Here is a 14,333-nt window from a genome sequence, read left to right as displayed (position 1 = left end):
GCCACCACCGCAAGCGTCCCGACCGCCTCCACCACCCCCGGCACCTGGCCGAGCAGGACGAACCCCATCACCCCCGCCGTCACCGGCAGCAGCGCCAGCAGCGTCGCGAACCGGGCCTGGCCCACCCGCCGCAGCACCACCTGGTCCAGCGCGTACGGCACCACCGTCGACAGCACCCCCACCCCGACCCCCAGCAGCAGCAACCGTGGCGAAGACCACACCTGTCCCGTCCCCCACGCCAGCGGCGACAGCACCAGCGTCCCCGCCGCGAAGCCGATCGCCAGGCTGTCGATGCCGTCGCCGCCCACCGCCACTCGCTTGCCCAGCAGGATGTAGCCCGCCCAAGCGGCCGCTGCGCCCAGGGCGAACGCCACTCCCCAGAAGCTGCCGTCGAGGCGGACGTCCGCGATCGCCACCACGCCCGCCGCCACCAGGAGGAGGGCCAGGACGTCCCGCAGGGTGCGGGAGCCCAGGGCCGCCACCACCACCGGGCCCGCGAACTCCATCGCCACCGCCGTGCCCAGCGGGAGCCTCGCGATCGCCTCGTAGAACAGCACGTTCATGCCCGCCGTCACCACGCCGAACACGATCGCCAGGAGCAGCCGCCTGCCCCGCCAGGCCGCGCGGCCTGGGCGGCGCCAGGCCAGCAGGACCACCGCCGCGCCCAGGCAGCGCAGCCAGGCCACCCCCGACGGCGTCGCGTGGCCGAAAAGCTCGACCGCGACCGCCGCGCCGGCGTACATCGAAATTCCGCTGAGAACGAACAAGAGCGGAGCGGGTACCGCGGAAAGCCGTCGCGGCGAAGTCACCGTACTCACAGCCCCATGGTGCCTGACCACGGAAAACGTAACTCTCCGGGTATTCGTCTCCTGGAATGCGGGATCCGGTTACGGCATCCGGGGTAAATCGACGTGACTCAGGTCCCACCGGCGCGGGAACACTTGCGAGCCGCGAAACGTCTGGAACAGTGGAAGCACGAACACGCGGAGCCGGAGGCGATCGCCGCCACCGGCAGCAGTCCCGAAGTGGGCGTAGCTGGATCGATGGCACCGGGCGACCGGTGCCGGGACGGAGGGAGACCCCCATGACATCGCCGACGCTCACCCGCCCCGAACTGACCGCCGCCGACCGCTGTGACCGGTGCGGCGCAGCAGCTCAGGTACGAGCCATCCTCTCGGGAGGTGGCGAACTGCTCTTCTGCGGACACCACGCCCGCGAGCACGAGGCCAAGCTCAAGGAACTGTCCGCCGACATCCAGCGGTAACCTCCGGACAACGAAAGGCGGCCGGTGCGCACAGGCACCGGCCGCCTTTCTGCATCTTGCAGATTGCGTGTCCGATATCACGTTATGGCCGCGAACCGCAGTGATTACGGACACGAAAGCAGACAGAAAATCAGACAGAATCCAGCACGACTTCGAACGCCACCTCGGCCGCACCCAGCAGTCGCCCGTCGGCCCCCAGTGCCGAGCTCACGATCCGGGTGCCGCCGACCGCGCGGCTCACCAGGCTCCGCCGCCGGACCTCCGCGCCGACGTGCCGCAGGACCGCCTCCGGCAGCACCGTCAGCAGGTCGCCGAGGATCACCAGCTGCGGCCCCAGCAGGTTGACGACGTTGATCAGCCCCAGCGTCAGCCACTCGGCGAACTCCGCGAGCCGCGTCATCGACGCCTCGGGGTCGCGGCCCAGCTCGCGCAGTTCGAACAGGATCGCCCCGCGCGCGGTGTCCTCGGCCAGCCCGAGCGCCCGGCACAACGCCGCTTCGCCGACCTCGGTCTCCCAGCAGCCGCTGCTGCCGCAGTAGCAGGCCCGGCCGTCCGGGCGGATCACCATGTGCCCGATCTCGCCGACGTACCCCGAGCCGCCGCGCAGCGCCGCCCCTTCGGCGATGACGCCGCCGCCGACGCCGACGTCCGCCGAGATGTACACGATGTCGGACGCCCCGCGGGCGGCCCCGCGCAGGTGCTCGGCCACCGCGCCGAACTCCGCGTCGTTGCCGACCAGGATCGGGATCTGCAGCACCCCGCCGAGCCGCTCGCCCAGCGCCACGTCGGTCCAGCGCAGGTTCGGGGCCTCGTGCACGTGCCCGTCCGCGCGCCGGACGACGCCGGGCACCGACACCCCGGCCGCCACCGGGGTCACGTCGAGGTCGCCGGCCAAGATGGCCGTCGACTCGATGATGTGGGTGATGACCTCCTCGGGCTGACCCATCCGGCCGCGCAGGTTCCAGCTGTTGCGGCCCAGGATCTGCCCGCCCAGCCCGACCAGCGCGATCGCGACGTGCTCGACCTGCAGGTCGACCGCGAGCACGACCGCCGCGTGGGGCTGGGGCAGGACCAGGAGCGAGGGGCGGCCCGCCCCTCGTCCCGGCCTCGGCACCTTCTCCTCGACGACGCCGGCTTCGGCGAGCCCGTCGACGAGGGTCTTGATCGTGCTCCGGTTGAGCCCCAGCTCGGCGGCCAGGGTCGCCCGGGTGCTCGGCCCGCTGACGTGCAGCAGGCGGAGCAAGGTAGTGCGGTTGTGCCGGCGCACCTCGTCCGGTCGTGCAACGGGTGTGCTGGTCACGGGCTTTATCATCCCATGCTGGTTCAGCGCGCCGACGCAGCCGCTCGGCGCCGGGACAGCGCGTCCACCGTGGCGGCGAGCAGCAGGACCAGACCGGTGACGATGTTCACCACCGCGGCGGTCTGCTTGAGCAGGCCCAGCCCGTTGATGACGACGGCGATCACGAGACCACCGACCACGGCGTCGGCCACCCGGCCCTTGCCGCCGAACAGCGACGTGCCGCCGATGACCGCGGCGCCCACCGAGAACAGCAGCGTGTTCAGGCCACCGGACTGCGGGCTGACCGAACCGACCTTCGACGCGGCGACGATGCCGCCGATCGCCGCGATCGCCGAGCCGATGACGAACACGCTCGCGCGGATCTTCGGCACGTCGATACCGGCGCGGCGGGCCGCTTCCTTGTTGCCGCCGACCGCGTAGACGTAGCGGCCGTAGCGGGTGCGGTTGAGCACGTAGGTCCCGGCCACCAGCAGCACCAGCATCAGCGGGATGACGTACGGGATGCCCTGGATGGTGACGACCGCCTTGTTCTGCGAGCGGTCGACGGTCAGCAGCCAGGTGCCCAGCGCCGAGAAGACGACGAGCGCGGCGACCTTGATCAGCACCAGCGACGTCGGCTGGACGACCAGGCCGCGCTGGAGCCGCTTGAAGTGGCTGAGCAGCGTCACCACGGCGAAGCCGCCGGCGGCGACGACGAAGAAGATCCAGCTGCCCAGGACGCTCAGGTTGCCGTTGGCGATCTTGTACAGGACGTCGGAGTTGGTGATGCCGATCGTGCCGCCCTCACCGATGAACTGCAGCAGGACACCCTGCCACACGATGAACAGCGCCAGCGTCACGACGAAGGACGGCATGCCGATCTTCGACACGAGGAAGCCGGTGATGCAGCCGATCGCGGTGCCGACGCAGATGGCGAGCAGGATCTCCAGCCACGCGTTGGCCGGGACCCCGATCGCGACGATCAGCAGGCCGACCAGCGACAGCGCGGAACCGGCCCAGATCCGCTGGTAGGCCGACAGCAGCATGGCCACCGCGAGGACCGCGATGAAGGTGATGAACACGCCGTTGCCCATCGAGCCCAGCAGGTTCCCGGCGTGCACGTAGTGCAGGGCCATCACCGACGCGGCGACACCGGAGGCCACCCCGGCGGCCAGGTCGATCTCGCCGAGGAGCAGCACGAAGACGATGCCCATCGCGATGATGATCACGCCGGCGCCCTGCGGGAAGACGTTCGCGATGTTCGCGAGGGTGAGGAAGTTGTCCGACAGCGCGGTGAACAGGATGACGAGCACGAGCAGGCCGAACAGCGACGGCAGCGCGCCGAGCTCGCCGGCCCGCAGGCGGGCGAAGTAGTCGCGGACCGCTTCGCCGGTTGACATCGATGTCGTGTCGATGCCGAAGTCGGAGATCGCCGCGGTGGGGTTCTGGGTGTGCGCCAGGGCTTCCGAGGCCGGGGTGGCCGCCTCGTGCTTGGCAGGGGTTTCAGTCATTTCCGGTTCTCTCTTCGCACTCACAGGACCACGGCTTCGGGCCGGGCCAGGCCGAGGTCACCGGAGCGACCGGCGGTGATGAGCTCCACGACCTGGCCGTGGGTGACGTCCTTCGTGTGCACCTCGGCGACGAGCCGGCCGAGGTAGAGCACGGCGATGCGGTCGGCGACCTCGAACACGTCGGCCATGTTGTGGCTGATCAGCACGACGCCCAGGCCCTGCTCGGCGAGCCGGCGGACCAGATCGAGCACCTGCCGGGTCTGCGCGACACCGAGCGCGGCGGTCGGCTCGTCGAGCACGACGACCTTGCTGTTCCACAGCACCGACTTCGCGATGGCCACGGTCTGCCGCTGGCCACCGGACAGCGAGGAGACGGGGGTGCGCACGGACTTGACCGTGCGGACCGAGAGGGAGGCCAGGGTTTCGCGGGCCGCCTTCTCCATGCTCGCTTCGTCCAGCTTCCACGAGCTGCCGCGCTCGCGACCGAGGAACATGTTCTGGACGATGTCGAGGTTGTCGGCGAGCGCGAGGTCCTGGTAGACGACCTCGATACCGAGGTCGGCCGCGTCCTTCGGCCCGCGGATGTGGGCGTCCTGCCCGTTGAACCGCACGGCCCCCGAGTCGTACGGGTGGATGCCGGCGATGCACTTGACGAGGGTCGACTTGCCGGCGCCGTTGTCGCCGACCAGCGCGGTCACTTCCCCCGCACGCACGTCGAAGTCCACGTCGTGGAGGACGTGGACGGGGCCGAAGCTCTTGTTCAGGCCCTTGATTTCGAGAATGGGCTCACTCATGGATGGGCTTTCTCCGAATTTCTCTTCCCTGTGCCGCCGCTCGGGTCAGGTGTGCGACGGGCCTTGCGCCCCGTGGGTCCGAACCCGACTGCGTCGGGTGGCTTCGCCTCCGTCGCAATCGGCTCCGCCGATTCTTGAAGCGAGGGGTGGGGACCGGGCCGGGACGCGCCGTCGGGGTGCGCGTCCCGGCCCGGCTGTTCATGGGTACTGCGGGCGGCTCAGGAGATGCCGAGCGAGCTGCACTTGGCGGCGAGGTCGCCACCGCAGATCTCGGACGCCTTCACGTAGCCCTGGGTGACGACGGTCTTGATGTCCTTCGCCAGGATCGTCGTCGGGTTCAGCAGCACGGACTTGATGTCCCGGTTGTTCTTCGGGTCGTGCAGCTTGCCCGTCGCGATGGCGTCGGCCCCGGCCTTGTCGCCCTTGGCCAGGGCGGCAGCCAGCTTCGCGCTCGCCTCGGCCTCTTCCTTGATCGGCTTGAACACGGTCATGTACTGCTCGCCGCGCATGACCGCCATCAGGCCGTCGGCGGTGGCGTCCTGGCCGGTGACCGGGATCTTGCCGTTCAGGCCGTTCTTCTTGAGGATGGTGATGACCGCGCCGGCCAGGCCGTCGTTCGCCGCGACGACGCCGTCGACCTTGCCGCCGTTGGCCTGGAAGATCTGCTCGAACGTCGTGCCGCCGAGCTGGTTGTCCCAGTCGTTGATCGGCTGCTTCTGGATCCGCTTCAGGGTGCCCGCCGAGAACAGCGGCTCGAGGACGGAGTCCTGGCCCTTGGTGAACAGGGTCGCGTTGTTGTCGGTCGGGGCGCCCTCGATCTGGACGACACCCGCGCCGGCCTTGTCCTTCAGCGCGTCCGCCATGGCCTGGCCCTGGAGCTGGCCGACCTTCTCGTTGTCGAACGAGACGTAGTACTCGGCGCTGCCGCCGAGGCTCGGGCGGTCGTAGTTGATGACCGGGATGCCCGCGGTCTTCGCCTTGGCCTCGACGGCGGCACCGACGGCCGGGTCGGACGGGGCGATGATCAGGACCTTGACGCCCGAGCTGATGAAGCCGTCGGCCAGGGTCGAGAACTTCTGGGCGTCGCCCTGGGCGTTCTGGACGTCGGCCTCGAAGCCCTGCGCCGAGAGGGCGGCCTGCAGCATCGGCTTGTCGAAGGCTTCCCAGCGGGCCGAGCTGGCGGTCTCCGGCAGGATGACGCCGACCTTGCCGGAGGCACCGCCGCCGGCGGCCGGGGCGGACGAGGAAGCGGAGCTGCTCCCCGTGCCCCCGCTGTTCGAACTGTTGGCACCGCAAGCGGTCAGCACCAGGCCGGTGCTCACCGTGGCGGCGAGGAGGGTAAGGGTTCTGCTGCGCATCCTCGTTCCTTCCGGATCCAAGCATTGGTGACGAGCGGCCGTCGGCGTGTGCGTCGGGCCTGCGTGGCGGTGATCCGGGGAGGCCCGGCGCACCGTCGCGCATATGTTGTGGGCGACAACATATGCCGCTGAGCGGCTGCGGGGAAGATAGCTGGATCGATTAAATGACACCAATTGGACACGGTTCGGCAACACGGGCTGAACCTCGCCCGGAAAGAGTAGATCCGCTGACGATGTGATCGTCAGCACTCACCCTTAGTTACATCGACGTTTCACCGGGGCACCGGGTTGCTCCGGTGGTGTGCACCGAGCGCAACCCGTGCCGAGTCCACGGCGCGCGTCCGTGATGGGTCGCCGGCTTGCGGGTTCCGGCCGTCATCGTGCCCGAAAGGTCCCGGAACGGGGGACGGGCGGGCAGCCCGGTGGTGACAGCGCAATACAGAGCGTCACAAGCTCGGCCGGGCGAGGACGACCGGCCCTGGGAACGGACGGTGATCACCGGAACTTCAGCCTCCCGGGCGACAGCGGGCGCCGTCCGGGAGGCGGGCAGCCCTACCAGGACCGCAGCGTGACGATCCGTTCCTCCAGCTGTTCGACGGTCGCCATCGCGGTCACCGGGCCGCCGCACACGCGCCGCAGCTCGTTGTGGATCGCGCCGTGCGGCTTCTTCGTCCGGTGGTGGTACATCCCCACCAGCGCGTTCAGCTCCTTGCGCAACGCGCCGAGCCGCTCGCTCACCGACTGGGGCCGGGCCACCGGCGGCGGCGCCTCCTCCTTGGCCGGCTTGCGGCGCTTCTCGTCCGCGATCTGCTCTTCCTGCCGCTTCCGCAGCAGGGCCCGGACCTGGTCCGGCTCCAGCAGGCCCGGCAGGCCGAGGTACTCCTGCTCCTCGTCCGAGCCCGAGAACACCGCCGTGCCGAACGAGTTGCCGTCGTAGATGACCTGGTCGAGCTCGGCCGAGGCGCCCAGCGAGGTGAACGCCTTCTCCTCCTCGCCCGGCTCGTCCTCGGTGCGGTTGGCCTGGGCCAGGAGCTCGTCCTCCCAGCCCTCCTTCTCGCGGTGCGGCTTGCCCAGCACGTGGTCGCGCTGCGCCTCCAGCTCGCTGGCCAGCTCCAGCAGCACCGGCACGGACGGCAGGAACACGCTCGCCGTCTCGCCCTTCTTGCGCGCCCGCACGTACCGGCCGATCGCCTGGGCGAAGAACAACGGCGTCGACGCGCTCGTCGCATACACGCCCACCGCCAGCCGCGGGACGTCGACGCCCTCCGAGACCATCCGGACCGCCACGATCCAGCGCTCGTTCGTCTCCGAGAACTCCTTGATCCGGCCCGAGGCCTTCGGGTCGTCGGAGAGGACCAGCGTCGGCATCTCGCCCGAGAGGCGTTCCAGGATCTTCGCGTACGCGCGCGCCGACTCCTGGTCCGTCGCGATGACCAGGCCGCCCGCGTCCGGCACGCTCTGGCGGACCTGCGACAGCCGCGTGTCGGCGGCCTGCAGCACCGCCGGGATCCACTCGCCCGACGGGTCCAGCGCCGTGCGCCACGCCCGGGCGTTCTGCTCCGCCGTCAGCGGCTCGCCGAGCCGGGCCGTGAACTCCTCGCCCGCGCTCGTGCGCCAGGACGCCTCGCCCGAATACGCCAGGAAGACGACCGGCCGGACCACGCCGTCGGCCAGCGCGTCGGCGTAGCCGTAGGAGTGGTCGGCCTTGCTGCGCTGGAAGCCGCCCGAGTCCGGCTCGTACGTCACGAACGGGATGGCCGAATCATCCGACCGGAACGGCGTCCCGGTCAGCGACAGGCGCCGCACGGCCGGGGTGAACGCCTCGCGGATCGCGTCACCCCAGGACTTCGCGTCGCCGCCGTGGTGGATCTCGTCGAGGATGACCAGCGTCTTGCGGTTCTCCGTGCGCACCCGGTGCAGCGTCGGGTGCGCCGCGACCTGCGCGTACGTCAGCGCGACCCCGTTGTAGTCGGACGAGGTGACGCCGGTGGTGTTGCGGAAGTTCGAGTCGATGGCGATGCCGGCCGCCGCGGCCGAGGCCGCCCACTGGTGCTTCAGGTGCTCGGTCGGCGTGACGATGGTGACCGCCTCGATCGTGCGGTCGCTGAGCAGCTCCGCGGCGATCCGCAGGCCGAACACCGTCTTGCCGGCGCCGGGCGTCGCCACCGCGAGGAAGTCCTTCGGCTTCTGCGTCAGGTACTTGGTGAGCGCCCGCCGCTGCCACGCCCGCAGCGGGCGCGCGGTCGAGTCCTTCTCCGCGGGAGGCGCCCCGAGCTGCGTCTCCGTCATGCCGGTCCTCCCCCTCGCTCATGCCTTTGACGTGCGAAAACCCTCACTGTGGTACCGACTTCTGCTGCATTGATCGGCCGGCGACTGCGGTGAGGGCACTGGACCGAGTCTACCGGCCGGGTCCGACAGTTCCGGGCACCGGCACGGGTGATGTCCGCCGACACGCCCGGCCGCAGGGGGTGTGACGAGCCAAATCAGCACGGATGGACCATGCTGGGACACGTCATGGGTGAGGTGCAGCCGTCCGCAGCGACGAAGGTGGCCCGCAAGGGGCCGTGGCGGCTCGTCACGCGCACCTTCGCCAAGGCTTGGGAAGGCAACGTCTTCTCCGAGGCCGCCGAGGCGGCCTTCTGGCAGACGCTGTCGCTGCCGCCGCTGCTGCTCGGCCTGCTCGGCAGCCTGGGCTTCGTCGGCGAGTGGTTCGGCCAGGACGTGGTCACCGCGGTGCACGACCGGATCATCGGCTTCTGCCGGACGGTCTTCAGCCAGAACGCGGTCCACGACATCATCGAACCGACCGTCAACAGCATCCTCACCGTCGGCAAGGGCGAGATCGTCTCGGTCGGCTTCCTCATCTCGCTGTGGGCCGGTTCGTCGGCGATGTCGTCGTTCGTGGACGCGATCACCGTCGCGCACGACCAGTACGGCGTCCGCAACGACGTCTGGCAGCGGATCTTCGCGCTGCTGCTCTACCTGTGCGGCCTGGTCATCCTGGTGGTCGGGCTGCCGCTGCTGGCGATCGGCCCGGACCTGCTGCCGGAGTTCTTCCCGGCCGCCTGGCGCCCGACCGTGACGTCGTGGGTGAGCGCGCTGTACTTCCCGGCGCTCGGCGCGATGATCACCCTCGCGCTGACCACGTTGTACAAGCTCGCGCTGCCGCGGAAGCTGCCGTGGCACCGCGGGCTGCCCGGCGCGGTGCTCGCCATGGTCGTGTTCCTGCTGTCCTCGGTCGGCCTGCGCGTCTACCTGAACTGGATCACCAAGACCGGCTACACCTACGGCGCGCTGGCCGCGCCGATCGCCTTCCTGCTGCTGATGTTCTTCATCGGCCTGGCCGTCGTCGGCGGCGCGTACTTCAACAGCGCCATCCAGGAACTGTGGCCGGCCAAGGCGACGCGGCGGCAGCGGCGCAAGTGGCGGCGGCTGGAGATGGAACGCGCGTCGGAGCGGCTGCGTTCGGAAGAGGGCCGCAAGCTGTGGGACCGCTCGACCACGCCGCTGCGGCGCCCGCACGCCGAAGAGGCCGCCGCCAACGGCGCCGGGCCCGAGCCGTCCGAAGAGGACACGTCGTCACCGAGCGCGCCGGAGCCGGCACCCAGCGCTGCCCCGGGTCGCGGGTCCTCCGAAGGTACGACCCGGAATCCACCCTCAGACTGAGTCGCTCCTCAGGTCGGGCATGGCACGCTTCCCCCGTCACTGACGCAGGCGTCGGTCGCCGCGTCATTCCCGAGGGGGTTTTCACGTCATGTCCGTGCTGGCCAGACTGAGCCTGCGCAACCGGAGCCTGATCGGCCTGCTCGCGCTGGTGGTCGTCGGCTTCGGCGCCTTCGCGCTGCCGCAGCTCAAACAGCAGCTCTTCCCGTCCCTGCAGTTCCCGCAGGCCCAGATCGTCACCGCGTACCCGGGGGCGTCGCCGGACGCGGTCGACCGGCAGGTCTCCGAGCCGCTCGAAGGCGGGCTCCAGGGGCTGAAGGGCCTCGAGCAGGTCACGTCGACGTCGTCGGACGGCGTCTCGCGGGTCGTCGCGCAGTTCGAGTTCGGCACGGACATCGACGCCGCCGTCTCGCAGATCCAGCAGGTGGTCAACCAGGTCCGGCCGCGGCTGCCGCAGAACTCCGAGCCCGCCGTGTCCGCGGGCAGCACCGACGACCTGCCGGTGGTGCTCATCGCCGCGGGCACCACCGGGGACCCGCAGGCGCTCGCGCCCGCGCTGACCGACCAGGTCGCGCCGGAGCTGCGGAAGATCGACGGCGTCCGCACGGTGACCGTCACCGGCGTGCAGCAGCCCCGGGTGACCATCGCGCTCGACTACGCGAAGCTGGCCGCCGCGGGCGTGGACCCGGCCTCGGTCGCGAGCACGCTGCAGACCGCGGGCGCCGCGGTGCCGGCCGGGACGCTGACCGAAAACGGCAAGACGCTGTCGGTGCAGGTCGGCGGCGGACAGACCACTGTGGACACGCTGCGCAACCTGTACCTGACGCCGAGCGCCGCCGGCCGCACCGCCACCCCGGCGCGGGGTCCGGTCAAGCTGGGTGACGTCGCCGACGTCCAGTCCGGGTTCGCGCCGCCGACGTCGATCACGCGCACCAACGGCAAGCCGAGCCTCGGCCTCTCGGTCACCATGGTGGAGAACGGGAACGCGGTCGCGATCTCCGACGCCGTCCGCGGCAAGCTGCCGGACCTGGCGAAGAAGACCGGCGCCGAGATGAGCGTCGTGTTCGACCAGGGCACCCCGGTGAAGGACGCGATCAGCGGCCTGACCACCGAGGGCCTGCTGGGGCTGGCGTTCGCGGTCATCGTCATCCTGCTGTTCCTGCTGTCGGTGCGCTCGACGCTGGTGACCGCGGTGTCGATCCCGCTGTCGGTGGTGGTCGCGCTGATCGCGCTGTGGACCGGCGACCTGTCGCTCAACCTGCTCACCCTCGGCGCGCTGACCATCGCGATCGGCCGGGTGGTCGACGACTCGATCGTCGTGCTGGAGAACATCAAGCGGCACCTCGCGTACGGCGAGGAAAAGGAACGCGCGGTGCTCGACGGCGTCCGCGAGGTGGCCGGCGCGGTCACTTCGTCCACGTTGACGACCGTCGCGGTGTTCCTGCCGATCGCGTTCGTCGGCGGCTTCGTCGGCGAGCTGTTCTCGCCCTTCGCGATCACGGTGACGGTGGCGCTGCTGGCGTCGCTGCTCGTGTCGCTGACCGTGGTTCCCGTGCTGGCGTACTGGTTCCTGAAGCAGCCGGCCGTCCCGGCGGACGCCGTCGAGGCCGAGCGGGCGCGCGAAGCGGCCGTCGAGAAGGAGCGTCGCAGCATCCTGCAGCGCGCCTACCTGCCGGTGATCCGGTTCGCGACGCGGCGGCGGCTGACCGTCGTGCTGCTCGCCCTGCTGATCTTCGCCGGCACGGTCGGGCTGGCGACGCGGCTGAACACGAACTTCCTGGACCAGTCCGGCGGCACCACGCTCAACATGACGCAGAAGCTGCCCGCCGGCACCAGCGTCGAGGCGAAGGAGAAGGCGGCCACGACCGTCGAGCAGGCCCTGGCGGCCGAGTCCGCGGTGCAGACGTACCAGGTCAGCATCGGCGGGGGTGGCGCCTTCGGCTTCGGCGGCGGGACCAACACGAGCATCTCCGTCACCGTCGCCAAGGGCACCGACCTCGACGCGCTCTCGGACCGGCTGCGGTCCAAGCTGACCTCGCGGCCCGAGCTGGGCGAGATCAAGATCGGCGCGGACGCGTCCGGGTTCAACTCCGACCAGGTCTCGGTGACGGTGACCGCGCCGTCGGAGGCCGCGCTGAAGCCGGCGTCCGACCAGGTGGTGCAGGCGCTGCGCGGGGTGTCCGGGCTGACCGAGGTGTCGAGCGACCTGGCCGTCGGTTCGCCGCGGGTGCAGGTCGAGGTGGACGACGCCGCGGCCGCCGCGCGCGGGCTGTCCGCCAGCACCATCGGGCAGATCGCCAACCAGGCGATCGCCGGGCGCACGGTGACGCAGCTGCCGGTCGGCGGGCAGCGCACGGACATCGTGTTGCGGGCCGGAACGGCTCCGGTCACGGTCGACCAGGTTCGCGGGTTGCCGATCCCAGGCCCGGGCGGCGTCGTCCGGCTCGACGAGGTGGCCAAGGTGTCCACTGTGGATGGACCGGCGTCGGTGCGGCGCACCGGCGGCGACCTGAGCACCACGGTGACGGCGAAGAACACCGGTGACGACCTGACCAAGACCACGGCGGACATCAAGTCCAAACTGGACGGTGTGGCGTTCACCGGCGGGGCGGCGTACTCGCTCGGCGGGGTGAGCCAGGACCAGCAGGAGGCGTTCTCGAACCTGTTCCTGGCGCTGCTCGCGGCCATCGCGATCGTGTTCCTGATCATGGTGGCGACGTTCCGGAGCCTGATCCAGCCGCTGATCCTGCTCGTGTCGATCCCGTTCGCGGCGACCGGCGCGATCGGGCTGCTGCTGGCCACCGGCACCGCGCTCGGCCTGCCGTCCCTGATCGGCATGCTGATGCTGGTCGGCATCGTGGTGACCAACGCGATCGTGCTGATCGACCTGATCAACCAGTACCGCGCGGAGGGGATGAGCGTCGCCGACGCTGTCACCGAAGGCGGCCGGCGCCGGCTGCGGCCGATCCTGATGACCGCGGCGGCGACCATCTTCGCCCTGGTCCCGATGGCGCTGGGCATCACCGGCCAGGGCGGGTTCATCGGCCAGCCCCTGGCGATCGTGGTGATCGGCGGCCTGGTCAGCTCGACCCTGCTGACCCTGGTCCTGGTCCCGACCCTCTACACGATGGTCGAGACCCGCAAGGAACGCCGCCGCGTCCGTCGCGAGGCCAGACGGACACCGGCGAAGGCACCGGAGTCGGAGTCCCTGGACCCCGCCCCGACCGCCTGAGTCACCCACGAAGGCCCGGCACTTTCACGTGAAAGTGCCGGGCCTTCGGCGTTCACGGCCTGAAGCGGTAGGTCTTGCTGTCCCAGAGGATGCAGATGCTCGGGGCCATGACCACCACGCGGAGCGTGTTGTCCCGCTCGTCGAAGTCGATGCCTTCGACCTCGAACGAGCCCGAGCAGCCGCTGCGGAGCGGAACCTGAACCCGGAACTCGCGTGATCTGAGCCGGAACTCGCGTGATTGGGGCCGTAACTCGCCGGTTACGGCCCCAATCACGTGAGTTACGGCTTCAATCACGCGAGTTACGGGTTACTGGCGGAAGCGGTAGGTCCTGCTGTCCCAGAGGATGCAGATGCTCGGGGCCATGACCACCACGCGGAGCGTGTTGTCCCGCTCGTCGAAGTCGATGCCTTCGACCTCGAACGCGCCCGAGCAGCCGCTGCGGAGGGGGAGCTGGCCCAGGGAGGTGACGTGGGCGGTGACGTCCGAGCCGGACAGCGGGCCGGCCAGGTCGACCTGGAGCAGGGGTTTCGTCGTGCCGAAGAGGCTGCCGTCCGGGTCGTCGGACGCGCAGAGCAGGCGGGTCGCGGTCTGGAAGTCGCAGCCCTGGACGTCGCGGACCGGGTGGTCGAGGCGGATCGCCGACGCGTACGGCAGGTTCTGCGCCGGGTCCTTGGCCACCACGCCGGGCATCGGGTGCACCAGGAGCCGGTCCATGGTGCCCCACTCCCCCGCCACCAGCCAGCGCACGTCGGGCGACACCGCGGCGAAGGAGTTGTTGTTCGCTTCCCACGACTCGAGGTTGTGCTTGTAGTTCGCCCACGAGCCGTCCGGGGCCTGGACGCGGAACAGCTTCGCGCCCCGGTCGTCACGCTGGTAGGGCTCGACGTACCAGCCCTGGGCCGAACCCGGGTCGCCGACGTGGTTCCAGCCCTGGGCGTTCAGGTCGGCCGGGATCGTGCCGATCCCGGTGTAGCGGATCGTCGTGCCCGACGGGCGCACGATCGTCGCGAGGCCCTGGCTCTCGTCGAGGGCCCGGGCGTTGTCGGAGCCGACCTCCGTCCAGCCGGTGACGGCCTGCGCCAGCGCGGGCGAGACCACGGCCAGCAGGGCGACGAGGGTGAGCACGATCCCGGTTCTGCGCATGTGCGACTCCGGTGGGTGAGGGAACCTGGTCCGGAGGATGTACCAGGACTCCCGCACCCGGCACACCCGCCGAATGAAGGTTTTTCAC

General features: G+C 70.4%; 11 protein-coding genes. 3 read left to right on the top strand and 8 right to left on the bottom strand.

From position 1 onward, the window contains the following. Positions 1 to 743 (bottom strand): DMT family transporter (locus C2L59_RS23945; RefSeq protein WP_103351753.1); only part of this gene is annotated, 743 nt, incomplete at its 3' end. A 341-nt stretch (positions 744 to 1,084) separates the two neighbouring features. Here C2L59_RS23945 and C2L59_RS23940 point away from each other — a divergent pair. Beyond that, positions 1,085 to 1,264: a hypothetical protein gene (locus C2L59_RS23940; RefSeq protein WP_086674396.1), complete on the top strand. Its 180-nt coding sequence runs from the start codon at positions 1,085 to 1,087 to the stop codon at positions 1,262 to 1,264. Positions 1,265 to 1,394: 130 nt separating this feature from the next. Here C2L59_RS23940 and C2L59_RS23935 read toward each other — a convergent pair whose 3' ends face one another. The 5 genes from C2L59_RS23935 to C2L59_RS23915 form a co-directional block, all read right to left on the bottom strand. Continuing rightward, a complete protein-coding gene (locus C2L59_RS23935; RefSeq protein ID WP_103351752.1) occupies positions 1,395 to 2,576 on the bottom strand; it encodes an ROK family transcriptional regulator in 1,182 nt (393 codons plus the stop codon). Positions 2,577 to 2,587: 11 nt separating this feature from the next. After that, positions 2,588 to 4,054, bottom strand: coding sequence for a sugar ABC transporter permease (locus C2L59_RS23930; protein ID WP_103351751.1), 1,467 nt, complete (start codon positions 4,052 to 4,054; stop codon positions 2,588 to 2,590). A gap of 20 nt (positions 4,055 to 4,074) precedes the next feature. Continuing rightward, positions 4,075 to 4,848 (bottom strand): ATP-binding cassette domain-containing protein, encoded by a 774-nt coding sequence (locus tag C2L59_RS23925; RefSeq protein ID WP_103351750.1) that lies wholly within the window; start codon positions 4,846 to 4,848, stop codon positions 4,075 to 4,077. A gap of 218 nt (positions 4,849 to 5,066) precedes the next feature. Then, positions 5,067 to 6,206: a sugar ABC transporter substrate-binding protein gene (locus tag C2L59_RS23920; protein ID WP_103351749.1), complete on the bottom strand. Its 1,140-nt coding sequence runs from the start codon at positions 6,204 to 6,206 to the stop codon at positions 5,067 to 5,069. 552 nt (positions 6,207 to 6,758) lie between these two features. Next, entirely contained in the window at positions 6,759 to 8,495 is a 1,737-nt protein-coding gene (locus C2L59_RS23915; RefSeq protein WP_103351748.1) for a DEAD/DEAH box helicase, read from the bottom strand. A gap of 225 nt (positions 8,496 to 8,720) precedes the next feature. Here C2L59_RS23915 and C2L59_RS23910 point away from each other — a divergent pair, with 225 nt between their 5' ends. Both C2L59_RS23910 and C2L59_RS23905 read left to right on the top strand, forming a co-directional pair. Further along, entirely contained in the window at positions 8,721 to 9,872 is a 1,152-nt protein-coding gene (locus tag C2L59_RS23910) for a YihY/virulence factor BrkB family protein (protein WP_103351758.1), read from the top strand. Between the two features lie 88 nt (positions 9,873 to 9,960). Then, positions 9,961 to 13,101, top strand: a complete 3,141-nt coding sequence (locus tag C2L59_RS23905; protein ID WP_103351747.1) for an efflux RND transporter permease subunit — start codon at positions 9,961 to 9,963, stop codon at positions 13,099 to 13,101. Positions 13,102 to 13,153: 52 nt separating this feature from the next. Here the strand turns inward: C2L59_RS23905 and C2L59_RS48190 are convergent, their stop codons facing one another. Next, entirely contained in the window at positions 13,154 to 13,396 is a 243-nt protein-coding gene (locus C2L59_RS48190) for a hypothetical protein (RefSeq protein ID WP_199199225.1), read from the bottom strand. Between the two features lie 12 nt (positions 13,397 to 13,408). Beyond that, entirely contained in the window at positions 13,409 to 14,245 is an 837-nt protein-coding gene (locus tag C2L59_RS23900) for a hypothetical protein (protein WP_199199222.1), read from the bottom strand. Positions 14,246 to 14,333 lie beyond the last annotated feature (88 nt).

The sequence above is a fragment of the Amycolatopsis sp. CA-128772 genome, from assembly GCF_002904295.1.
Classification (GTDB): domain Bacteria; phylum Actinomycetota; class Actinomycetes; order Mycobacteriales; family Pseudonocardiaceae; genus Amycolatopsis.
The sequence above is the reverse complement of the archived record's forward strand: the minus strand, read 5'-3'. Positions and strand labels throughout refer to the sequence as shown.